This window comes from Cupriavidus sp. SIMBA_020 (assembly GCF_046535395.1).
Lineage (GTDB): Bacteria > Pseudomonadota > Gammaproteobacteria > Burkholderiales > Burkholderiaceae > Cupriavidus > Cupriavidus campinensis.
This window is the reverse complement of the sequence record NZ_JAWRWU010001211.1, coordinates 1-252: the sequence shown is the minus strand read 5'-3', so window position 1 is coordinate 252 and position 252 is coordinate 1. Positions and strand designations below refer to the sequence as shown.

Annotated in this window: 1 protein-coding gene; it reads right to left on the bottom strand. The window is 64.7% G+C overall.

Annotated elements, in window-relative coordinates; genetic code table 11:
* Positions 1–252, bottom strand: a 252-nt coding sequence (locus tag SB751_RS33375; protein WP_410749417.1) for a tyrosine-type recombinase/integrase, incomplete at both ends; no start/stop codon positions are given.

The following is a 252-nucleotide window of genomic DNA, read 5'->3' as shown; positions in this document are numbered from 1 at the left end:
CCTGGAGCATCGCCCGGTCATGATCCCGTACTGGAAGACCGCGCGCTGGAGAATCCGCTTCGCTGTCTCGCGCACCCCGCGCGCTTCAACCTCGCGAACGATGCTGAGCATCTGCGGCGAATCGATCTCCGCGATCGGGCGAGGGCCGATCTTCGGAAACACGTGGACCTCAAGCGTATTCAGCACCTTCTCCGCGTAGCCGTCGCTCCAGCCCGGACGCTGGGAGTTGAACCACTCGCGGGCTACCGCTTC